The organism is Paenibacillus sp. FSL W8-0194, assembly GCF_037969745.1.
Lineage (GTDB): Bacteria > Bacillota > Bacilli > Paenibacillales > Paenibacillaceae > Paenibacillus_AQ > Paenibacillus_AQ cookii.
This window is the reverse complement of the sequence record NZ_CP150205.1, coordinates 5,389,930-5,413,255: the sequence shown is the minus strand read 5'-3', so window position 1 is coordinate 5,413,255 and position 23,326 is coordinate 5,389,930. Positions and strand designations below refer to the sequence as shown.

At 55.8% G+C, this 23,326-nt stretch carries 13 protein-coding genes; 10 read left to right on the top strand and 3 right to left on the bottom strand.

Annotated features, from left to right (window positions below):
* The first annotated feature begins 23 nt into the window (after positions 1–23).
* From MKY58_RS25045 to MKY58_RS25035, 3 genes are all read left to right on the top strand, one after another.
* The gene (locus MKY58_RS25045) at positions 24–6,857 is read left to right on the top strand and encodes an amino acid adenylation domain-containing protein (protein WP_339322525.1); all 6,834 of its coding nucleotides are present in this window, start codon (positions 24–26) and stop codon (positions 6,855–6,857) included.
* Between the two features lie 123 nt (positions 6,858–6,980).
* The gene (locus MKY58_RS25040) at positions 6,981–7,325 is read left to right on the top strand and encodes a hypothetical protein (protein ID WP_339322524.1); all 345 of its coding nucleotides are present in this window, start codon (positions 6,981–6,983) and stop codon (positions 7,323–7,325) included.
* 66 nt (positions 7,326–7,391) lie between these two features.
* Complete coding sequence (locus MKY58_RS25035; RefSeq protein WP_339322523.1) at positions 7,392–8,666, top strand: methyl-accepting chemotaxis protein; 1,275 nt, start codon at positions 7,392–7,394, stop codon at positions 8,664–8,666.
* A 120-nt stretch (positions 8,667–8,786) separates the two neighbouring features.
* Here MKY58_RS25035 and MKY58_RS25030 read toward each other — a convergent pair whose 3' ends face one another.
* Entirely contained in the window at positions 8,787–10,223 is a 1,437-nt protein-coding gene (locus MKY58_RS25030) for a VanW family protein (RefSeq protein WP_339322522.1), read from the bottom strand.
* Positions 10,224–10,434: 211 nt separating this feature from the next.
* Here MKY58_RS25030 and ftsE point away from each other — a divergent pair, with 211 nt between their 5' ends.
* The 5 genes from ftsE (at position 10,435) to MKY58_RS25005 (ending at position 16,348) form a co-directional block, all read left to right on the top strand.
* A complete protein-coding gene (gene ftsE / locus MKY58_RS25025) occupies positions 10,435–11,121 on the top strand; it encodes a cell division ATP-binding protein FtsE (RefSeq protein ID WP_036710501.1) in 687 nt (228 codons plus the stop codon).
* Positions 11,111–12,025 (top strand): permease-like cell division protein FtsX, encoded by a 915-nt coding sequence (gene ftsX, locus MKY58_RS25020; protein ID WP_036710504.1) that lies wholly within the window; start codon positions 11,111–11,113, stop codon positions 12,023–12,025. The genes ftsE and ftsX overlap by 11 nt, the downstream gene beginning before the upstream one ends.
* Positions 12,026–12,103: 78 nt before the next feature.
* Positions 12,104–13,384: a M23 family metallopeptidase gene (locus MKY58_RS25015; RefSeq protein WP_036710507.1), complete on the top strand. Its 1,281-nt coding sequence runs from the start codon at positions 12,104–12,106 to the stop codon at positions 13,382–13,384.
* Positions 13,385–13,479: 95 nt separating this feature from the next.
* Entirely contained in the window at positions 13,480–14,940 is a 1,461-nt protein-coding gene (locus MKY58_RS25010) for a S41 family peptidase (RefSeq protein ID WP_339322521.1), read from the top strand.
* Positions 14,941–15,088: 148 nt separating this feature from the next.
* Positions 15,089–16,348, top strand: a complete 1,260-nt coding sequence (locus MKY58_RS25005) for a PDZ domain-containing protein (protein ID WP_156124589.1) — start codon at positions 15,089–15,091, stop codon at positions 16,346–16,348.
* Between the two features lie 57 nt (positions 16,349–16,405).
* Here the strand turns inward: MKY58_RS25005 and MKY58_RS25000 are convergent, their stop codons facing one another.
* Both MKY58_RS25000 and MKY58_RS24995 read right to left on the bottom strand, forming a co-directional pair.
* Positions 16,406–17,206 carry a flagellar motor protein MotB gene (locus MKY58_RS25000; protein WP_036710514.1) on the bottom strand — a complete coding sequence of 267 codons (801 nt, stop codon included), beginning with the start codon at positions 17,204–17,206 and terminating at the stop codon, positions 16,406–16,408.
* Complete coding sequence (locus MKY58_RS24995; RefSeq protein WP_339322520.1) at positions 17,190–17,990, bottom strand: flagellar motor protein; 801 nt, start codon at positions 17,988–17,990, stop codon at positions 17,190–17,192. Before MKY58_RS24995 ends, MKY58_RS25000 begins: the two co-directional genes overlap by 17 nt.
* A gap of 175 nt (positions 17,991–18,165) precedes the next feature.
* On the opposite strand from MKY58_RS24995, the gene uvrB reads away from it, so the two are divergent.
* Together uvrB and uvrA are read left to right on the top strand one after the other, a co-directional pair.
* Positions 18,166–20,157, top strand: a complete 1,992-nt coding sequence (gene uvrB, locus MKY58_RS24990; protein ID WP_339322519.1) for an excinuclease ABC subunit UvrB — start codon at positions 18,166–18,168, stop codon at positions 20,155–20,157.
* 155 nt (positions 20,158–20,312) lie between these two features.
* A complete protein-coding gene (gene uvrA, locus MKY58_RS24985) occupies positions 20,313–23,174 on the top strand; it encodes an excinuclease ABC subunit UvrA (RefSeq protein WP_212949912.1) in 2,862 nt (953 codons plus the stop codon).
* Positions 23,175–23,326: the final 152 nt, after the last annotated feature.

The following is a 23,326-nucleotide window of genomic DNA, read 5'->3' as shown; positions in this document are numbered from 1 at the left end:
TGTTAACAACAGGAAAGTCCAACTTGGATGAATGGAATCGGTATGTGAAGCAATTGGAAGAACGGACGATACTGCGCATTCATTCCGGAAAGGCGTCCATTCCAATGCAAAGGGTTATGTATCGCTGGCCGGAGGAAACGGGGCGTCAAATTCGGCAGGCATGCGAGACCGCACGTATCGAACCAAGCGTGCTGCTGAGTGCCGCATGGGGCATGCTGCTGATCCGGTATTTGCGCCGGGAGGAGGTTGCGTTCGCCGTCGTCGCGTCCGCCGAGCAAGCCTATCCGCTCATAACGAAAGCGGACGGGGCAACGACGCTGCAAAGTCATGTGCGTCAGGTTGCCGCCGCCATGAAGGAGCATGCGGCTAAGTCGGCGGCTTTCGATGAAATTGCCGGTATTTGCGCCGGCCTGGACGAAGGATCCCCGGTATGCAACACCGCCATTTGGACGGGGAGCGGCATAGGCCCGGACGAGCTGCAGGGCAAATTCGAGCTGGCGGTCTCGCTGGATCGGCACGAAGCGGGCGGCTTCGAGGTTTGGCATGCGGACGGCATGTTCCCCGGCGATTTTATTCTCCGCATGTGCCGGCATTTGCAGCATATCATGGCCGCATGGGCGGCAGGTACAAACCTGACGATCGGCGGCTTGAAGCTGCTGACGGAAGAAGAGGAGGCCCAGCTTGCGGGCTGGAACCAAACGGCTGCGCATGCCGAATTGGACCGGACCATCCACGGCTTGTTTGAGGAGCAGGCGCAAAAGGCTCCGGATAACGTCGCGGTGGTCTACCAAGGCGAATCGTTGACGTACGGCCAGCTGAACGAAAAAGCGGGCAGATTGGCCCGCGAATTGGTACGGAGGGGAGCCGGCCGGGAGCGGATCGTCGGCATCATCGCGACGCCGTCCCTTGAGATGATTGTCGGGACGCTGGCGATCCTGAAAACGGGCGCGGCCTACTTGCCGATCGATCCGGCGTATCCCGCCGACCGCATCACGTATATGCTCGAAGACAGCGGAACGGAGCTGCTTGTCACCGAGCCGAAGGTCAGACTGGACGGAAAAGTCCGCTTCAAAGGCGAGATGGTTTGCGCGGCGGAGTTTTCTGCCGATACTCGCGGCGAATCGGAGGCTGCCGATGCGGAGATGCGGAATGTGCGCGAATCTGCGGTACCGGGCGACATGGCTTACGTCATCTACACTTCCGGTTCGACGGGAAGGCCGAAAGGCGTGATGGTCGAGCACCGATCGCTTGTCAATCTGTGCGCCTGGCACATCCGGGAATTCGGAGTGACCGAAAAGGACCGGGCCACCAAATACGCCGGGTTCGGCTTTGACGCTTCCGTGTGGGAGATGTTTCCGTATCTGGTGTCGGGGGCGGCGATTCACGTCATTCCCGAAGAGATCCGCCTGGATTCGACGCAGCTGCATGCGTACTTTAAGCGGCACGGCATTACGATCAGCTTTTTGCCGACCCAGTTCTGCGAGCATTTCATGACGATGGACCATCCGACGCTGCGCGTTCTTTTGACGGGCGGGGACAAGCTGAAATCGTTCAGCAGGCAGACCTATGATCTGTACAATTGCTATGGCCCGACGGAAAACACCGTGGTCACGACGGCCTATAAGGTCACGGAGTTGACGCCGAACATTCCGATCGGTTATCCGGTCGATAACTCCAGGGTCTACATTCTGGACGCATACGGGCATCCGCAGCCTGTCGGCATTGCCGGCGAATTGTGCATTGCCGGAAGCGGGCTGGCGCGCGGTTATTTGAACCAGCCGGAGCTGACCGGGCAGAAGTTTGTTCCCGGGGGCATAACCGGAGAAAAACGACTGTACCGGACGGGAGACTTGGCAAGATGGACGGAAGACGGCGCCATCGAATTCCTCGGGCGGATCGACCACCAGGTCAAAATCCGCGGCTTCCGGATCGAAACCGGCGAAATCGAACACCGGCTGCTGCAGCACCCGCAGGTATCCGAAGCCGTCGTCATCGATCTCGAGGACGCATCCGGCGCCAAATATTTGTGCGCATACGTTGTGGCGGACGGGGTATTGGCCTACGGCGAAATGAAGGCGTTTTTGGCGGAGCAATTGCCGGATTACATGGTTCCTTCCAAGTTGGTAGGGCTTCAAGAGCTTCCGCTAACGGCCAACGGCAAGGTCGACAGACGTGCGCTTCCCGCCCCCGCGGCTTCGCTGGACGAGGGACGTTACGAAGCCCCGGCTGGCGAATGGGAAGAAGAAGTGGCGGCCATATGGAGCGAGGTGCTGGGCTTGGGCCGCGTGGACGCCTGCGAGTCGTTTTTTACGGCAGGCGGGGATTCGCTGAAGGCCGTCCTGCTGCAAGCCAAGCTTGAGCGGCGTTTCGGCGCATCCGTACCGGTCACGCTGCTGTTCGAACGGCCGACGGTTCGGGAGCAAGCGGAATGGATCGAACAAGCGGCTTCGGAATCGTCTTACGGCAACGAGCAAGCGGCTGCAACCGAAACCGCCGGAACAGGCCCGGACGTCATTGCGAAAGGCCCGGCAAGAACAAGTTATCCGCTTGCTTCGGCGCAAAAAAGGCTTTATTTCATCGAACAGATGGAGCAGGTCGGAACGGCCTATAATGCGCCGTTTGCTTTCCGGATCGAAGGGGACGTCGATCAGCCGCGGCTGGAACAGGCATTCCGTACGATGATCGCCAGACATGATGCTTTCCGCACGTCCTATCAATGGGAGAACGAAGAAATCGTGCAGCGGCTGCATGACCAGGTTCCGTTCGAGCTTGGGCAGAAGGAAACCAGCGAACCAAACCTGAACGCCCTGATCCATTCCCTGATCACGCCGTTCGATCTCGCCAAGGCGCTGCTGCTGCGGGCTTGGCTCATCCGCTGCGGGGATGCGGACCTCCAGGTGCTGTTGGTCGATTTCCATCATATTGCGGTCGACGGCATCTCGGCCAACGTCTTTTTCGATGAGCTGTCCCGATTGTATCGCGGGGAAACGCTCGGGGAGCTGCCGATCGGTTTTGCCGATTTTGCCGTCTGGGAAGCGGACTCGGCTGAAAGAAGGGCTAACGGGGGCCATAAAGCTTATTGGGAAAAAACATTGTCCGGCGAGCTTCCGATCCTGCAGCTTCCGACCGACCGGGAACGGCCGGCCAAACAGAGCTTTGCGGGGGATACGGTAACGATCAGGCTTCCCGAAGAGACGGCCGGCCGGCTTAAAAAGTTCGCGCTCGATTCCGGCGTCACGCCGTTTATGGTGCTGTTTGCGGGTTATCACGCGCTGCTGTCCCGCTACACGAACCAGGAGGACATCATTACAGGCGTTCCGGTTGCCGGACGGTTGCGCGAAGAGCTTCACGCCGTGATCGGCATGTTCGTCAACACGCTGCCTGTCCGCTGCTATCCCGAAAAGCGCAAATCCTTCATGCAGCTGCTGCAGGAAGTGAAGACGGCGCTGCTCGGCGCTTTCGAATATCAGGATTACGAGCTGGAGGAACTGGTTCGTTCATTGAACATTCCGCGCGATCCAAGCCGCAACCTGCTGTTCGACACGCTGTTCGTCATGCAGAATACGGGCAAACTCGAGCTTCGGCTGGAAGGTGCGGAAACGTCCCTTTATCCTTATGTCCATCCGATCTCGAAATACGACCTGATGGTCGATTTGACGGAAGAAGAAACCGGCATTCGGATCGACCTCCAGTACTGCACGGATTTGTTCGAACGGCAAAGCATCGAAGCATTCGGCGCCCGTTTCCTGCAGCTGTTGGCCGATGCGCTGGTCCATCCGGGCAAAATGCTGTGCGAACTCGAGATTTTGGACGAAGAGGAGCATGAGTTCCTCGTAAAAGGATTAAATGCGACCGATTCGGCTTACCGGGATCAAATGACGATTCACGGCTTGTTCGAGGAACAGGCGCGGCGTACGCCGGAGAAAACTGCGCTTGTCTTCGGCCCGCGCAGCATGTCCTACCGCGAATTGAACGAACGCGCCAACCGGCTTGCCTGGACGCTGCGCGCCAAAGGCGTCGTGCCGGATCAGGTCGTCGGGCTGATGGTCGACCGCTCGTTCGAGATGATCGTCGGATTGCTTGCCATCCTGAAGGCGGGCGGGGCTTACGTGCCGATCGATCCAGAATATCCGCAGGACCGCGTCGTCTACATGCTGGAGAACAGCCATACCCGGCTGCTGCTGACGCAGTCGCATCTGGACGGACAAGTCTCCTTTGGGGGCGAAACGCTGCTGATCGATCGCGAGGACGCTTACGGCGACCGCACGGAAGATCTGCCGCACGTGAACGGACCGTCCGACCTGCTGTACGTCATCTATACGTCGGGGACCACCGGAAAACCGAAGGGCGTCATGATCGAGCACCGGAACATCGTCAATCTGCTTCATTTTGAATACGAGGCTACAAACGTCGATTACGGCGGCAATGTGCTGCAATTCACCACGATCAGCTTCGACGTCTGCTCGCAGGAAATCTGGTCGACGCTGCTGGCGGGCGGCACGCTGCATTTGATCACGAACGATCTGCGGATGAGCGTCGGCGACCTGCTGGAACATATCGAAAACAAAGGCATCGAAATCCTGTTTATGCCGGTATCGTTCCTGAAGTTCATTTTGAACGAAAAAGAATACGCGGACCGTTTCCCGTCTTCCGTAAAACATGTCATCACGGCGGGCGAACAGCTCATCGTGCCGGAAAAATTCCGCGCCCACCTGAAAAAGCACGGCGTCTATTTGCATAACCATTATGGACCGTCGGAAACGCATGTCGTCACGACGCATACGATCGACCCGAACGGGGCGATTCCGGAGCTGCCTCCGATCGGCAAGCCGATTGCCAATACGCAGATTTACATCGTGAACGAAAACCTGCAGCCGCAGCCGGTCGGCGTGGCCGGGGAGCTGTACATTGCCGGGCACAACGTCGGACGCGGTTATTACAACAACGAGGACATGACCCGGGAGCGCTACGTGCCAAACCCGTTCATCAAAGGCGAACGCATGTACAAAACGGGCGACTTGGCTAGATGGACCCGGGAAGGCACCATCGAGTTTTTGGGCCGGCTTGACCACCAGGTCAAAATTCGCGGTTTCCGGATCGAGCTCGGCGAAATCGAAAATTGCCTGCTGAACCATCCGGCGGTGTCGGAAACGATCGTCGTGGCCAAAGAGGACGGCAAAGGCGGCCACTATTTATGCGCTTATTTCACGGCGACGGCCGACATGTCCGTCAGCGAGCTGCGGGAGCATATCGGCAAGGCCTTGCCGGATTACATGATTCCTTCTTATTTCACGCAGCTGCCGGAAATGCCGCTGACGCCGAACGGGAAAATCGACCGCAAGGCTCTGCCGGAGTCCGATGCGTCCCAGGGTAGAAGCAGGGATTACGCAGGTCCGAGAACGGAAACGGAGCAGGCCGTGGCCGAGGTGTGGCAGGCGGTGCTTCAAGTGGACAACGTCGGGATCCATGACAATTTCTTCGAGCTTGGCGGCCACTCGTTGAAAGCGACGGTCGTCGTCGCCCGGCTGCAGAAGCAGTTCGAGATCGGCATGAACGATATTTTCGAGCATCAGACGATTGCGGAGCTGGCAAGCAAGATCAAACCGAAAACAAACCATCTCCACTCCAGGCTCGAGCAGGTGAAAGAACTGTACGCCGGCTTAAAAAATATCGACCTTTCAGCCGATAAAACAATGTATAACGAGCGTAACCGAAATTACGAGCAGTTGGATACGGCAGCCATGAACGGATACGGGAACGTGCTTCTGACGGGGGCCACGGGGTATCTTGGAGCCCATTTGCTCTGGGAGGCGATGACCGAAAAAGATTGGAACGTCATCGCCATCGTTCGGGCAGGGTCCGACGCCGAAGCCGAGGAGCGGCTGAAGCAAAAATGCGCCTATTACTTCGGACCGGATTGGTTCGGGACATATCGGGAACGCATCCATGCTTATGCCGGCGATATTACCCGGGACCGGTTTGGACTCGATGTTCAGGCGTATGAGAAACTCCTGCAGCAAACGGACGCGATTATCCATTCGGCGGCCAACGTCAAACATTACGGAAGTTATGCCGATTTCGAACTGCAGAACGTGAAGGCGACGGCCAACCTGCTTGCCTTTGCTGCCGAAGGCCGGCCGAAACATATGCACCACATCTCCACGCTCGGCGTTGCGACAGGCGTCGTCGAGGGGGCACGGCATGTGTGCTTTACGGAATACGACCTGGAAAAAGGGCAGCGGTTCGAAAATTATTACGCCAAGACGAAATATGAGGCGGAACGCCTCGTATTGGCCGCACGGGAGCGCGGGATCGTCACGAACATCTACCGTCTCGGCAACATCGTGTTCCACTCCGAAACGGGAAGGTTCCAGCAAAACATCGCGGACAACGCGTTTTATACGACGATGAAATCGTTTTTCGAGCTAGGCATCGCGCCGGGAGAGCACAGCGACTTCGACTTTACCTATGTCGATCAGGCAAGCAAGGCGATTTTGCTGCTGGCCGATTCCCGGGCGCTTCGGAACGAATCGTTCCATATCGCCAATCCGCACGAAGCGAATATCGGCGCCGTTTTGCAAGAGAATCCGTTCGGCCAAACGATCGGCCTGCTATCATTCGACAAATTTGTCGATTATCTTGGGAAGCAATACGACGATGAAAAATCGAAGCGCGTCATCGAACAAATCATGCTGCATTACGGCTGGATGGAAGAAACGGTGTCTACGACATTTTTTACGATCTTCTCCGGCAAGACGACGCAGATATTGTCGAAATTTGGCTTTTTGTGGAGTTCACTGGACCGCGAAATGATCCATAAGATGTTTAATCATTGCAGAAAAGAAGGATTTATCTAATTCGACATAATTCTACATAATTCGGTAAATTCTTCTTTACAAATCTATGATTTTTGCTTATGCTAAAACCAATATATTCTATTCGGGATATTCGTTATCCTGATAAAAAATGGGGGAAAAAGCATGTACACAATTAATTATGATGCTGGATTGAACCGTCTTACCGTCAAAGTGAGCGAAATCAACAAGGACAACGTCAACCAGTACATCGAAGATTTCAAAAAGGCGCTTGAAGGAGTCAAGCCAGGATTTACGGGCCTGACGGATTTGAGCGAAGGCAAGCTGTTTACGATGGACGTCGCCGAAAAACTGAGCCCGCTGGGCGATCTTTCGGTCCAAAAGGGACTGTCCAAATGGGCTTACTACACCGGTTCGGCCGTATCCAAACTTCAAATGAAACGGATGTTTGGCGAAGTGGTCGATTCCTTTGAAAAGCTGGAAGACGCGGAAGCGTTTTTGAAAAACTAATCCATACAACATGCACCCGATGTCCGCGGACATCGGGTGCAACCGGATAGGTGGGTGAAATGCACCATGAAAGTCGAAAATCCCGACATGCAAAAGCAATATAGAAAAATAGGGCTGGCGGGCGCAGGATATTTTGCGGGAGCTGTTGTCATCATCAATCTGATTTGTCTCTTATGCGGTTTGCCCGGTTGGGCGGGATTGATCGCGAGCCTTGTTTTGACGGTACCGGTCGGTTATTGGATCGCGGTATGGCTGCTGCGTACGGCAGGGGCCGGGAACGTTCGGGGCCAGGCCGTAACCGGCGGCGGAATCTCCGGCGAGCCCGTAGGCGCATCGGAAGATCATATACATAAGATCGGGCTTCAGTACAAGGAATTATCTGAAGAGTTTAATACCCAAATCTCGCAGATGGCGGGTACCATCGAAGAAGTCAAAGCCAGCGCCGAAATGGGCTTTTACGTATCGGACATGATCAAGGAAGCGACGCTGGGCGTATCCCAAGATGCAAGCCAGCAGACCGACATGATCCGGATCAGTTCCAATACGGTGGGAGACGTGGTCAACGCGATCCGGCACATCGCCGGCAGCGCCGACGAGGTGGCTGCGGCGGCAGGCGAATCGTCCGAAAAATCCGCGGAAGGACAGGAAGCGATTTTGGCAGCCATGAAGCAGATGGACGAAGCCGACACGACGGTTCGTTCCCTGGTCGAGATGATGAACCGGCTGGACGAGAGCTCGCGCGAAGTCGTATCGTTTGTCGCCATGATCCGGGAAATCGCCGAACAGACGCACCTGCTTTCGCTGAATGCGGCCATTGAGGCAGCGCGTTTCGGGGATGAGGGCAGAGGGTTCTCCGTCATTGCCAGTGAGATCCGAAACCTGGCAGAGCAGTCCTCCAATTCCGCCAAGCAAGTGACGAAGGTCGTATCGGCGATCCTGAAGGAAACGGCGCAGGCGGTCGATTCTACCAAGCTGGTGGCAGAACAAGTAGGAAACGGGCTAAAAGTCGTGAACCAAGCCGGAGACTCGTTCGAGTTCATCAAGCTTTCGATCGGCGAGGTCGCCGGTCAAATTCAGGAAGTGTCCTCGGCCGTCGAAGAAATCGCGGCAGGCGCGGAGCAGCTGGTCGTGACCATGGAAAAAACGGAGCAAATCGCCGTGAAAACGATGTCGGAAATGAACAACGTAACGCAAGCCGTCGAAGAGCACCACTCCATCATGGAGCAAATTTCAGCTGCAACCGAAACGCTGAACCAATATTCGAAAGGGCTGGACCTGGCCATTCGGAAATACCGCGAACAGATCGGCGATCACGAAATATCTTCAAAACCCGTGAGTTAGAGAGCAATCGGATGGACGGAGAGCTTTAGCAGCATCCGCCTGTTCGTCCATATAAGATGAGAAGGCGGCCTCTTCGCTTTTGGCGAAGGGCCGCCTTTTGTATTGCATGCTCCCCGTTTCCTAGAAATTCGGGCCGCTGATTCCGTCTTCGACGATCTGCTCTTTGGAGCCCTGGGAATCGCTGCCGGCCTCGGCGCTCCCGTTATTTACGGCGATCAGCCTGCTTTGCGGTCGGTACGTATCCCGGGAAACGCGTTTTTTCTCGACGGTCTCGCCGTTCACCTTCTTGATCTGATAGGTTTCCACGACGTATCCGGGCTTGCCCTCCTGCAGCACCTCTTGCGCGCCTGCCGGAATGTCTTTGTTCTGCACGAATTTTTCCTTCACGGGAAGCGTCTCGACGGTTCGGGTCTCCAGCTCGTATTCGGTGTTTTTCGGAAACGTGCCGAAAAATTTGACGGTCAAATTGTTGCCTTCCACGTAAGCGCGGATCAGCAGCGATTTGCCTGTCGTGTTTTTGAACCGGAAGTTGATGGAGCCCTCGGCAAACGTGGCGTCGAGCCCCTTGGGCAAATAACTGACCGGCAAGGAGTGGTTGCGTCTTTCCACGATTTCCAGCCCGGTCCGCAGCGCCGCATTGTACACGGTACTGGACACCTGGCAGATGCCGCCGCCGATTCCCGGGACGAGCTTCCCGTTCAGAATGACCGGGGCTTCGCGGAAGCCGTACGTTTTCTCGGCCTTTGCAATGACCTGCCCGTAATCGAATATTTCCCCCGGCTTCAACACCATGCCGTCGATAGCCTTAGCGGCGGAGCTGACGTTGTATACCCTGCCGGAGGCGCTGGAGCCGAGGCCGGTGCTGGACTCGACGATTTTTCGTTCGATGCCTTCTTCCTTCAGACTGTTCACCGTTACCTTCGGTTTCAGGTTATATAAAGGAAGCTTTATCTTCAGCGGCACGTCCGCGTCTTCGGGCTCGGGGAAGCTTTTGGGAATGAGCGCGGTCATCGTTCGGGTGAAGTTGTCCCAATCGATCCGGGACACCGATACTTCCGGGGTATAGACCACCTTGTCGTTTTTGGCGATGCGGCGCGAGGCGTTGACGGGGCTGCCGAATTGTTTTTCCTCCCATGCGGGCCCGAACCGCTCCTTGATCAGCGCCCGATTCCAGCGCGGGGACAGCGTCCATTCCCGTTTGAACCGTTGGCGAGCTTTGAGCCGGTCCAGCCAGCTGCCTTCGTCGAGGGCGGCAATCGCTTTTTTGAATTCGGCCGCGTCGAACGTGACGCCCGCCGTTTTTAGCGTCATGTTGAATTCCTGGCCGTTGCTCGAGGCAAGCGTCACCGTCAGCGGCTTTTCCTCCAGCTGTTTCAGTCTGGCGTCCAAATCCCGGAGGGCCTCGTCCTTTTTCTTTCCGCCGACGTCCCAGCCGCCGACCGTAATGTAATCCGGAAGCGTGTTTTGGCCGATATAAAGATGTATGCCCCCGGCAGCGACGGAACCGATCAGCACCATGGCGGCGACGATGATCAATGTCAAATGAACTTTTTTCATGGCTCCCACCTTTTTTCGCTTCATATTAAACGCGGTTGATGCAGTCTTTCATATATATGTAAATAAATTGGAAAAATTTCGGGTACTCAAAAGGTAACAAATTTGTTACAATAAAAAACATCATGGTGATTCCGAAAGATTTTTAAAGGAATTAGCTGGAACATGTCGAAATTATAATGGCTAATTATGTAATGTAGGAAGTGATAATGAAGTGATCGAAATGCAGGATGTGTGGAAGACGTACCCGAACGGAACCCATGCGCTTCAAGGGGTGTCCGTCAAGATTGACCGCAATGAATTCGTATATGTCGTCGGCCCGTCCGGCGCAGGAAAATCGACCTTTATGAAACTTATATACCGCGAAGAGGTGCCTACGAAAGGGCAAATCTCCGTAAACGGGTTTAATATAGGGAAGCTGAAGCAGCGGAAAATTCCTTACGTCAGACGCAACATCGGCGTTATTTTTCAGGATTTCCGCCTTTTGCCGAAGCTTACCGCGTATGAAAACGTTGCGTTTGCCATGGAAGTCATCGAAACCCCGAAACGCCAGATGAAAAAACGGGTCATGGAAGTGCTGGATCTGGTCGGCCTGAAGGCCAAAGCGAACCGCCAGCCCGCCCAGCTTTCCGGCGGAGAGCAGCAGCGCATCGCCATCGCCCGCGCGATCGTCAACAATCCCTCGGTAATCATCGCGGACGAGCCTACCGGTAACCTCGACCCCGAAACGTCCTGGGGCATCATGCAGCTTCTGGACGAAATCAACTTCCGCGGAACGACCATCGTCATGGCCACCCACAACAAGGATATCGTGAACACGATGCGCAAGCGCGTCATCGCGATCGAACACGGCAACATCGTGCGCGACCAGCTGAGAGGAGAGTACGGATATGACTTTTAACACCTTCTTGCGGCATTTGCGGGAAGGGGCGAAAAACATATTCCGCAACGGCTGGATGTCCGTCGCATCGATTGTATCCATTATCGTATCTCTATTCATTTTGGGCGTATTTATTCTGCTTGTACTCAATGTAAACGCCATCGCGGACAAAGCGGACAAGCAGGTGCAGATTCGGGCATACCTGAATTTGAACGTGGACCAGAAGCTGCGCGAAACCGTGCAGAAGGAAATTGCCGCCATGCCGGAAGTCAGCAAAATCGACTTCATCTCCAAGGAGCAAGGGCTCGAGGATTTCCGCAAGAGCATGGGCGATGAAGGCAAGGATCTGCTCGAAGGGTTCGACAAGGACAACAATCCGCTTCCGGACGCGTTCAAGATCGAAGTATACGAACCGACGACCGTTCCTTTTGTTTCCAAAAAAATCGAAGCGTTAAACACGAGCCATGCCGACCAGCAGCCGATCATGAAGGTGAAATACGGCAAAGGCACGATTGAAACGCTGTTCAAAGTCACGCGCATGGTGCGCAACATCGGATTCATTTTCGTGGCCGGGCTTGCGGTGATGTCGATGTTCCTCATTTCCAACACGATCCGGGTCACGATTCTTGCGCGGCGCCGGGAAATCGGAATCATGAAGCTGGTGGGCGCGACGAACACGTTTATCCGCTGGCCGTTTTTCGTGGAAGGAACGCTGATCGGCCTGATCGGTTCGATCATTACGGTCGCGATCCTGTTTACCGGGTACAGCCGTTTGGCGGCAACCGTGGGCTCCGATTTCACGCTGCAAATGTCGCTGCTGCCCGTAAGCGATTTGTGGCAGTGGGGCGGCCTCCTGATCGTGCTCGGCGTCCTGATCGGCATGTGGGGAACGACCCTCTCTATTCGCAAATTTTTGAAGGTATAGGTTAATCGCGCGAGGAACGCGCCCGAAGCTAGGGCGACTCCATACGGAAGATTATTTGAAAAGGATGGGGAGCGCAAGTTGAAAAAGATAGCCTCTGTACTTGCCGTTGTCTTGCTGGCGGCGGCCGTTGTCCAGCCCTCCGAGGGCTACGCCAAAAAGAGAACCGTCGATCAAATCGAACATGAGATGAGAGTGCTGCAGCAGCAGGCGCAGGCGGCCAAAAAGCAAAAGGAAAAGGCCGAATCGCAGAAGCAGGAAGCGCAGCATTATAAAAATAAAACGACGCAAAATTTGCAGTACGTGTTGAACCAAATCGAGCAGGTCAGCAATAAGATGACCCAGATTTCGGTCCAGATCGACGAAACCCAGGACAAGCTCCGCGAGACGGCCACCGCGCTCGACGCGGCGGAAGACCGGATCGCGTCCCGGGAGAAAATGCTGGAATCCCGCGTCAGGCTGATGTACACGGACGGCAGCGTGTCTTACCTGGAAGTGCTCCTGTCTTCGACGAGCTTTTCCGATTTCCTGGAACGGGCGGACACGCTCAAAAACTTCGTGGACCAGGACAAGGATTTGCTCGAGCAGCATAAGAAGGATAAAGCGCTCGTGCTCGAAAAGAAAAAAGAGCTTGAAGGGCAGTATGCCAAGGCGAAGGATCTGTACGCCGAGATGGAAAACCAAAAAGCCATCCTGGACGAAAACGAAAGACAGAAGCAAATCCTCATCGCCAAATACGATCAGCAAATCGAGGATTCGGACGATCTCAGCGAAGAGCAAAACGCATTGCTCGTAACCCTGGTCAGCAAACGATCGGCGCTGCAGCAGGAGAAAAACAAACTGAAAGCCGAAGAGGCCGCCAGACGCGCGGCTGCAGCGAAGGCCGCGGCAGCGAAAAGGGCCGCCGCGGCGGCCAAGAAAAAGGCCAGCTCGTCGGTCGCAAGCTCCGGAGGATTCTCCGGCAACGGCGGACCGTTGTACATGCCGGTCAGCGGCGCGCGCGTGTCTTCCGGGTATGGACGAAGAGTCCATCCGGTGACGGGGGAAGTCGGCAAAATGCATACGGGCGTCGATTTGGCCGTTCCGGAAGGAACGCCGATCCACGCGGCGGATGAAGGAACCGTCACGCTTGCCGAATGGTGGAGCGGATACGGCTACTGTGTTATTATCGATCATGGAGGCGGGATGTGGACGCTGTACGGCCACATCCGCAGCGGCGGAATCAAGGTGAGGGTTGGCGAGCACGTCAGCCGCGGCCAGGTGATTGCCGAATCCGGATCGACGGGACGGGTAACGGGCCCGCATTTGCATTTCGAGGTCCGCGAGAACGGCAACCCTGTGAATCCGATGCCTTATTTGTAAGATCATAAATATTCCGTACAAGCCGGACATATACTACAATGGTTAGAACTGGTCCCTACAAGGCTTGGCCGGAAAATAAAAGGCGGTGATCACACATGAAAAAACGTACGGTCGTATTTCTGGTCCTTCTGGCGATGCTTTGCGGAAGCGCGCTGACGCTTGCATTGACAGGTTCCAGCATAGCCAATCAATGGGCTCTGGGGAAAAGCGTGTTCGCTAGCGCAGCCGGCGGCTTGAAGCCGGATGAAGCGAAAAAATTGGGCACGGCCCTGGACCTCATCCAGTCGAATTATTATCAGGACGTGGACCGCACCAAACTGCTCGACGGCGCCATTAACGGGATGACCCAATCCCTTGACGACCCGTATTCCTCTTACATGGGCAAAAAGACGGCCGAGGAGTTCGAGGAGTCGATCGAAGGATCGTTCAGCGGCATCGGTGCCGAGGTTTCGTCCGAGAACGGGAACGTCGTCGTGGTGTCGCCGATTAAAGGTTCGCCTGCCGAGAAGGCGGGCATCCGTGCGAAAGACATCATTTTAAGCGTCAACGGCGAATCGCTTCATGGCCTGGAACTGAACGATGCCGTCGCCAAAATCCGCGGCCCGAAAGGCAGCGAGGCGAAATTGACGATCAGACGCAGCGGCTCGGCCGCGCCGATCGAATATACCATCATCCGCGACGACGTTGACGTCGAGACGGTCAAAGCCCATATGGAACCCGGCAAAATCGGGGTCATCGAGATCACCCAATTCTCGCTGAATACCGGCGAACGTTTCAAACAGGAGCTTTCCACGCTGGAGAAGGAAGGCATGAAGGGGCTGGTCATCGATGTCCGCAACAATCCGGGCGGCGTTCTCTCCGTCGTCATTGACATTGCCCAGCAGTTCGTGCCGAAAGGCAAAGTCATCGTTCAAGTCGAAGACAAAAACAAGAAACGGGAGCAGAACCTTTCCAAGGGAAGCGGCAAGCCTTATCCGGTCACGCTGCTGATGAACAAAGGAAGCGCCAGCGCATCCGAAATTTTGGCAGGGGCGCTGCAGCAGTCGGCCGGAGCGAAACTGATGGGCGAAAACTCCTTCGGCAAAGGCACCGTGCAAACCAGCTTCAGCAAACAATTCGACGACGGCAGCCTGCTGAAAATTACGATTGCCAAATGGCTGACGCCGAACGGAAGCTGGATTCACCAAAAAGGCCTCAAGCCTGACATCGCGGTCGCGCAGCCGGATTATTTCTCGGTGGCGCCGATCAACAAAGAAACCGCGCTGAAATCCAACATGAACAATGCCGACGTCAAAAGCGCGCAGGTCATGCTGGACGGACTCGGCTACAAGCCGGGCCGCAAGGACGGATTTTTCGACGAGAAAACCGCCTCCGCGGTCAAATCGTTCCAGAAAGCGCAGAAGCTGGGCGTAACCGGCGTCATTGACGCCAAAACGGCCGAAGCTCTTGAAAACGAGCTGATCAAACGCATTCGCGATCCGAAATTCGATCAGCAGCTCAAAGCGGCGATTGCCGAGGTTCAGAAGGAAATCACGGCAACCGCGTCGAAACATTAAAGAAGGCTCTTGAGCCTTCTTTTTTTCTTGCTTGTAGCGTCCGCCGAAAATCGCGGATTCGAAAAACATCCAGAAAGGGGAGTGGCGTCGTTTGGAAGTCGCCTTGGAATTGCTGTGGAACTTTACGGATGCGATCGTACAGCTGCTGATGCAGCCGTTTTATTATATTTCGATCCTGTTTATCATGCTGATGTACCGCAGGCAGGTGCTGCTGGAGCGCAAGCTTTTTCATGTGAGGCTGCATAGCTGGGGGCTTCAGACGTGGCGTACTTTTATCGGCGGATTGCTGGCAGGCCTTTCCGTGTCCGTCGTTATTCTGTTTCTCGGGATCTCGCTGACGGCCGGGGCCGTCGTTTGCATTTGGATCGTCGCGATCATCCTGCTGCTTTTCCGCGTCAGATTTTTATGTTTTGCCTATTCGATCGGCGTGCTCGGCGTCATTCAGTTCGTGCTTGGCTTTTTCCCCGGGTTTCATCCCGCGGGGATGGCGGGAACGGCCGTCGATACCGTCAGGGAGCTGGACATCCCGGCGCTGCTCGCGCTCGTCGCTGTTTTGCACCTGGCCGAGGCCTTGCTCGTCAAGCTGCAGGGAGCAGGCTTCGCAAACCCGGTATTTATGGAAAGCAAACGCGGCAAGCTGGTCGGAGCGTATCAAATCCAGGCGTTTTGGCCGATCCCGCTGTTCCTCCTGATCCCGGCGCAGACGGGAGGGGAGCTGCTGCCGTGGACGCCGCTGCTTGGGGGAGACGGCTGGAGCGCAGGGTTCAGCATGGCGGCGCTGCCGGTCATCATCGGTTTCAGCGAAATGACCCAAAGCATGCTGCCGCAGGCCAAAGCGGACAAAACCTTTAGACGGCTGCTGGTCTACGGCATCGTGCTGCTGGGACTCAGCTTGCTGGCGGCGTGGTGGAAGCCGCTGATGATCGCCGCCGCCCTCGTCAGCTTCCTCGTTCATGAGGGGCTGCTGTGGTACAGCCGATTGGAAGAGCAGCAGAACAGTCCGATGTTCGTACACCCGCAGGAGGGATTGAAGGTGCTTGCCGTCATTCCGGGCAGCCCGGCCCAGGAGATTGGGATCAAGGCGGGGGAATCCATCGTCAAAATCAACGGGATCAGCATTCGAACCAAGGAACAAATGCATGCCGCCTTGCGGAAAAATCCGGCCTTCTGCAAGCTTGAGGTCCGGAATTTGCAGGGGGAAAGCAAGTTTTTGCAGCGTGCCATCTATGCCGGCGAACACCATCAGCTCGGCGTCATTTTGGCGCCGGATCCGGATGCGGGCGTCGTCCTCGTGATGAAGCCGGTCAGCATCTTTCAGCTGGTCGCCATGAAGGTCCAGGCCAAAACCAAAACAAACGAACTGCAGCTCGGCAAGCCAAGCGAAGGCGAATCGGCCCGGATGCAGTGAGGCGCAAAACAACGCAAAAGGCGGGGAACGATCGGTTCCCCGCCTTTCATGTTTCGGCTACTCTTTTAACTGCCGCAGCACGATGATTTCCACGCGCCGGTTTTTCTGCCGCCCCGCCTCGGTTCGGTTGTCCGCCGCCGGCCGGGTATCGCCGTAGCCCGCATATTGGAACTCCCGGGCATCCAGATGCTTTTCGTCCAGAAAATAACGCAGGACGGAGAGCGCCCGGGCACCGGAAAGCTCCCAGTTGTCTTTATATCTCGAAGCGTACACGATCGGCAGGTTATCCGTATGGCCTTCGATGCTGATGACGGTGTTCAGCTCCTTAAACAAGCTGGCCAGCTTGTCCATGACGGGCATCGCCCCCGGTTTGAGGTCGGCCTTGCCGACGTCGAACAACAACTTGTCGCTCAGCGTGATGGAGATTCCCTGCGGCTGGTCGGCGACGAAAATTTGGTCTTCGAGCTTGTTGTCCTTCACGTATTTGGAGATGACCTTCATCAGGTTTTGCAGCTCCTGCTCCTGTTTGCGGAAGGCAAGCTCGCGGTCCGAGAGCTGGTCCGCTCCTTTTTTTTGCTGATCGGATTTCGACGTAACGTCCGGATTTCTATGCGTATACTTATCCGCGGTGCCCGTGATGCCCGAGCCTTGGCTCAGAAGCGAATCGCCGCTGCGGAACGTGTTCTGGAGCGATTGCGTGATTTCTTTATACTTTTCGGTATCCAGCCGGCTCATGGCAAACATCAGAACGAAAAAGATGAGCAGCAGCGTGATCAGGTCCGCATAAGTGATCAGCCACCGGTCCTGGCCGCTTTCCCCGCCTTTGTCGCGTTTGCGCCGGTTACTCCGCTGTCTCATGGAATCCCTCCTTCATCGCAGGCGCGGACGCTAAATGGCGTTCCTCCGGCGTGAAGGATAAAAGTTTTTTGCGCACGAGGTTCGGGTGTTCGCCGTTCTGGACGGCCAGAATGCCTTCGACCAGCAGCTCCATCGTTTGAATTTCATCGGCGCTGCGCGACTTAATCTTCGATGCAATGGGTAAAAAGATAATATTGGCGACGGCAACGCCGTATAACGTGGCCGTAAAGGCGACCGCGATGGAAGGGCCGAGTTCGGTCGGCTCCGTCAGGCTGCCGAGCACGTGGATGAGTCCCATGACGGTGCCGATGATCCCCATCGTCGGGGCGTACCCGCCGGCGGATTCGAACATTTTGGCATATCCTTCATGTTTGTGTTCGGCCGCATCGATCTCAAATTCCATGATTTGCCTCAGCAGCGTTTCTTCCGTTCCGTCCACGACCATCTGAATGCCTTCGCGCAAAAACGAGTTGGGATGATCCTGCACGAGCTGCTCGAGGGACAATACGCCGTTGCGCCGGGCCGACGCGGCCATGTTGACCAAATCGTCGATGAGCTGTTCGGGATTGTCCGTCTGCCGGGTAAAGGCGAAACGGAGCGCTTGGGGGATCGTTTTAAGCCGTGCGAGCGGGAAGCTGATGACGACGGCGGCGATGGTGCCTCCGAACACGATGAGCGCCGCCGCTCCCTGCATAAGTCCGTTTATTTGGCCCCCTTCCCATAAAAAGCCTCCCACCAGCGCGGCAAGGCCGGCCAGAATGCCGATGATCGTCGTAATTTCCATGTTGTCGTTACCACTCCTATCCTTGAGTTAGGGTTTGCATAGAGCAGGTGATCAGAGTATAATAGACGGGAACAAGCATTCCTATTTCAACAAAGATTTTCCTATTCATATTATCGGGAAATCTCGACATATAGTTTAGAATATCTATTTTAGATGATAAGGGTGATGTTGGGCAATGAGTGATATTGTCGTCAGTACCAAACCGTTCGAGCTGATCTCGGACTACAAGCCGCAGGGCGACCAGCCCAAGGCGATCGGGGAACTGGTGGAAGGACTTAAGCAAGGGAAAAAGCACCAGACTTTGCTTGGGGCAACGGGAACGGGAAAGACGTTTACCATCGCGCAGACGATCGCCAAGGTCAATCGCCCGACGCTGGTGATCGCCCACAACAAGACGCTGGCGGCCCAACTGGCGAGCGAATTCAAGGAATTTTTCCCGAACAATTCGGTGGATTATTTTGTCAGCTACTATGATTACTACCAACCGGAAGCTTATATCCCATCATCCGATACCTATATCGAAAAAGATTCGAGCATCAACGAGGAAATCGACAAGCTGCGGCACTCCGCGACGAGCTCGCTGTTCGAGCGCCGGGACGTGATCATCGTGGCCAGCGTGTCGTGCATATACGGCCTCGGTTCGCCTTCCGAATATTCCAGCCTCCTGCTGTCGCTGCGCGTCGGCATGGAAAAGCCGCGCAACCAGATCTTGTCCCGCCTTGTCGACATCCAGTACCAACGCAATGACATCAACTTCGTTCGCGGCACGTTCCGCGTCCGCGGCGACGTCCTCGAAATTTTCCCGGCTTCGAACGGCGAGAGGGCCATCCGGGTCGAGTTCTTCGGGGACGAGATCGAACGGATCACCGAGATCGACGTCCTTACCGGAGAACTGGTCGGCGAACGCGAGCATGTGGCCATCTTCCCGGCCTCCCACTTCGTTACGAAGGAAGAGACGATGCGGGTCGCCCTGCAAAACATCGAACGCGAGCTGGAGGAGCGGCTGGAATATTTCCGTTCCGAAGGCAAACTGCTGGAGGCTCAGCGGCTCGAGCAGCGTACGCGTTACGACATCGAGATGATGAAGGAGATCGGCTTCTGTTCCGGGATCGAGAATTACTCCGGTCCTTTGACCTTCCGCGAGCGCGGCGCAACGCCGTATACGCTGCTCGATTATTTTCCGGACGACTTTTTGATCGTGGTCGACGAATCCCATGTCACGCTGCCGCAAATCCGGGCGATGTACAACGGGGACCGGGCCCGGAAGACGGTGCTGGTGGATCATGGATTCCGCCTTCCTTCGGCCCTCGATAACCGTCCGCTGCAATTCGAGGAATTCGAGGAAAAGGTGAACCAGATCATTTACGTGTCGGCGACGCCGGGACCGTACGAGATGGAGCATTGCGATACGATGGTCGAGCAGATCATCCGTCCGACGGGACTGCTGGATCCGATCATCGAGGTTCGCCCGACCGAAGGGCAGATCGACGACCTGATCGGGGAGATCCGGGAACGGATCGATCGCGACGAACGCGTGCTGGTGACGACGCTTACGAAGAAGATGGCGGAGGATTTGACGGATTATTTGAAGGAGATCGGCATCAAGGTCCGGTACCTGCATTCCGATATCAAGACGCTGGAGCGGATGGCGATATTGCGGGATCTCCGGCTGGGCGTGTTCCATGTATTGATCGGCATCAACCTGCTGCGTGAAGGCTTGGACCTGCCGGAGGTATCGCTTGTCGCGATATTAGATGCGGACAAGGAAGGTTTCCTGCGTTCCGAACGCTCGCTGATCCAGACGATCGGCCGCGCGGCGCGGAACTCGGAAGGGTTCGTCATCATGTACGGCGATCAGATGACCGAGTCGATGGATAAGGCGATCAAGGAAACCGCCCGCCGCCGCGCAATGCAGATCGAATACAACGAGAAACACGGCATTACGCCGCAGACGATCCGCAAAAAGGTCCGCGACGTCATCGAAGCGACGAAGGTCGCCGAATCGAAGGCGGAATACTTGTCGGACGCTGCAGGCAAAATGTCGAAGAAGGAACGCCAATCGGTCATTCAGCGCCTGGAGGCAGAGATGAAGGAAGCGGCCAAAAACCTCCAGTTCGAACGCGCCGCCGAACTTCGCGATGCTTTGCTGGAGCTGAAGGCGGAATAACTGCAAGTTGAAACAAGAGAAGAGAACGGCCACGAATCGCAGGTCGTTCTCTTTGTGAATATTAGAAACGTCATTATGGCGTTATCATAAACAAACTGATGCCATAAAGCTCGCAAAGAACGCCGGCTTTATGATCCAAAGGAGATGAACGAGCATTGGCAAGCGAAAATATCGTCATCAAAGGCGCACGGGCTCATAATCTGAAAAACATCGATATTACCATTCCGCGGGACAAGTTTGTCGTACTGACGGGATTAAGCGGATCGGGTAAATCCTCCCTGGCCTTTGATACGATTTATGCCGAAGGCCAGCGCCGTTACGTGGAGTCTTTGTCCGCGTACGCGCGCCAATTTTTGGGCCAAATGGAGAAACCGGACGTGGATTCGATCGACGGCCTTTCCCCGGCCATTTCCATTGACCAAAAAACGACCAGCCGCAATCCCCGCTCAACCGTAGGGACGGTAACGGAAATCTACGACTATCTCCGCCTGCTGTTCGCGAGAATCGGGCATCCCCATTGCCCGGAGCACGGCATCGAGATTACCTCCCAAACCGTGGAACAGATGGTCGACCGGATCATGTCCTACCCGGAAAAAACGAGACTCCAGCTGATGGCTCCGCTCGTGTCCGGACGCAAGGGCGAGCATAAAAGCCTGTTCGCCGACGTGGCCAAACAAGGCTTCGTGCGGGTTCGCGTCGACGGGGAACTGCGGGATCTTTCCGAAAATATCGAGCTTGAGAAAAACAAAAAACATACGATCGAAGTGGTCGTGGACCGGATCGTCATTAAGGAAGGCGTCGAAGCCCGGCTTGCGGATTCGATCGAGACGGCGCTCAAGCTTTCCGGCGGTCAAATTCTCGTGGACATCATCGGCCAGGAGGAGCTGCGTTTCAGCTCCAACTTTGCCTGCCCGATTTGCGGCTTCAGCATGGAAGAGCTGTCTCCGCGCATGTTTTCGTTCAACAGCCCGTTCGGGGCTTGTACGGCCTGCGACGGCCTCGGCGTCAAAATGATCGTGGATCCGGACCTGCTCATCCCGGACATGGAAAAATCGATCGAAGAAGGGGCGTTTTTGGCTTGGACGGGAAGCACCTCCAATTATTATCCGCAGTTCCTGAGCTCCGTATGTGAGCATTACGGCATTCCGCAGGACGTTCCGGTCAGCCAGCTGAAAAAAGAGGACATGGACAAGCTGCTGTACGGAACCGGCAACGAAAAGGTCCGATTCCGTTACGAAAATGACTTCGGGCAGCGGAAGGAAGCGAACGTCGTGTTCGAGGGCATCATTCCGAACCTCGAGCGCCGTTACCGCGAAACCGCTTCGGACGGCATCCGCGAGTTCATCGAAAACTTCATGAGCGCCAAACCATGCGAAGTCTGCAAAGGGCATCGTTTGAAAAAGGAAGTGCTCGCGGTAACGGTATGCGGGCATAATATCGCCGACGTGACCAGCTTGTCGATCGGCGACGCGATGCAGCTGTTCGATTCGCTGGAGCTGAGCGAAAAGGAACGCTCCATCGCCCATTTGATTCTGAAGGAAATCAACAGCCGGCTGGGATTCCTTGTCAACGTCGGTTTGCAGTACCTCACGCTCAGCCGCGCGGCGGGAACCTTGTCCGGCGGAGAAGCCCAGCGGATCCGGCTTGCGACCCAAATCGGCTCCAGCTTGATGGGGGTTCTGTACATTTTGGACGAGCCGAGCATCGGCCTGCACCAGCGCGACAACGACCGGCTGATCGCGACGCTGGAGCATATGCGGGATCTTGGCAACACGCTCATCGTCGTCGAGCATGACGAGGATACGATGCTCGCCGCCGATTATATCATCGACATCGGTCCGGGGGCGGGCATTCATGGCGGACGCGTCATCGCAAAAGGGACACCGAAGCAAATCATGGAAGATCCGAACTCCTTGACCGGACAATATTTAAGCGGCCGGAAGTTCATTCCCGTCAACCCGAACCGGAGAAAACCGGACGGCCGTTGGCTGGAAATCCGCGGCGCGCGCGAAAACAATCTGAAAAACCTGAACGTCAAAATACCGGTCGGCGTATTCACGGCCGTGACGGGCGTGTCCGGCTCCGGGAAATCGACGCTGGTCAACGAGATTTTGTATAAAACGCTTGCGAAAGAGCTGAACAAAGCCGTGAAAGTGCGTCCGGGGGCGCATAAGGAGATCCGCGGTCTCGAGCATTTGGAAAAGGTCATCGATATCGACCAGTCTCCGATCGGGCGTACGCCGCGTTCGAACCCTGCGACCTATACCGGCGTGTTCGATGATATCCGCGACATTTACGCGCAAACGAACGAAGCGAAAATCCGCGGCTACAAAAAGGGACGCTTCAGCTTCAACGTCAAGGGCGGGCGCTGCGAAGCCTGCCGCGGGGACGGCATCATCAAAATCGAAATGCACTTCCTGCCGGACGTGTACGTGCCTTGCGAAGTGTGCAAAGGCAAACGCTACAACCGCGAAACGCTGGAGGTCAAATACAAAGGCAAAAGCATCGCCGATGTGCTGGAAATGACGGTGGAGGACGCAACGGAATTTTTCAAAAACATCCCGAAAATCCACCGGAAGCTGCAAACGCTGCTTGACGTGGGTCTCGGTTACATTACGTTGGGGCAGCCGGCCACGACGTTGTCCGGGGGCGAAGCGCAGCGCGTGAAGCTGGCCTCCGAGCTGTACCGCCGCAGTACCGGCAAGACGATGTACATTCTTGACGAACCGACGACGGGGCTTCACGTGGACGATATCGACCGCTTGCTGACCGTGCTGCACCGTTTGGTCGATTCGGGCGAATCGGTGCTTGTCATCGAACATAATCTGGACGTCATTAAAACGGCCGACTATTTGATCGATCTCGGGCCGGAAGGCGGCAGCGGCGGCGGAACGATCATCGCGACGGGCACGCCGGAGCAGATCGTCCAGGTTGAGGCTTCCTATACCGGGAAATATCTTAAGCCTATTTTGGAACGGGATACGGCGCGCACCGAAGCGATGAAGGTAAGCAGCTGATTCTCGTTTCCCAGGCAGCGGAGACATGGCCGCCGGAGGGAAACTCCGGCGGTTTCTTTTTCTATAACATATGGATAAATTCTGGGGGCCCTGCAAAGTCCTTGATTCGGATTCGAGGCCATCAGCCCCGTTTTGTGGGGTTGTTTTGGTTG

What these genes read in the sequence shown, in the direction of transcription:
- MKY58_RS25040 (WP_339322524.1), top strand. Translation starts at nt 6,981, where the DNA reads ATGTACACAATTAATTATGATGCTGGATTGAACCGTCTTACCGTCAAA.
- MKY58_RS25035 (WP_339322523.1), top strand. Translation starts at nt 7,392, where the DNA reads ATGAAAGTCGAAAATCCCGACATGCAAAAGCAATATAGAAAAATAGGG.
- MKY58_RS25030 (WP_339322522.1), bottom strand. Translation starts at nt 10,223, where the DNA reads ATGAAAAAAGTTCATTTGACATTGATCATCGTCGCCGCCATGGTGCTG.
- ftsX (WP_036710504.1), top strand. Translation starts at nt 11,111, where the DNA reads ATGACTTTTAACACCTTCTTGCGGCATTTGCGGGAAGGGGCGAAAAAC.
- MKY58_RS25010 (WP_339322521.1), top strand. Translation starts at nt 13,480, where the DNA reads ATGAAAAAACGTACGGTCGTATTTCTGGTCCTTCTGGCGATGCTTTGC.
- MKY58_RS25005 (WP_156124589.1), top strand. Translation starts at nt 15,089, where the DNA reads ATGCAGCCGTTTTATTATATTTCGATCCTGTTTATCATGCTGATGTAC.
- MKY58_RS25000 (WP_036710514.1), bottom strand. Translation starts at nt 17,206, where the DNA reads ATGAGACAGCGGAGTAACCGGCGCAAACGCGACAAAGGCGGGGAAAGC.
- MKY58_RS24995 (WP_339322520.1), bottom strand. Translation starts at nt 17,990, where the DNA reads ATGGAAATTACGACGATCATCGGCATTCTGGCCGGCCTTGCCGCGCTG.
- uvrB (WP_339322519.1), top strand. Translation starts at nt 18,166, where the DNA reads ATGAGTGATATTGTCGTCAGTACCAAACCGTTCGAGCTGATCTCGGAC.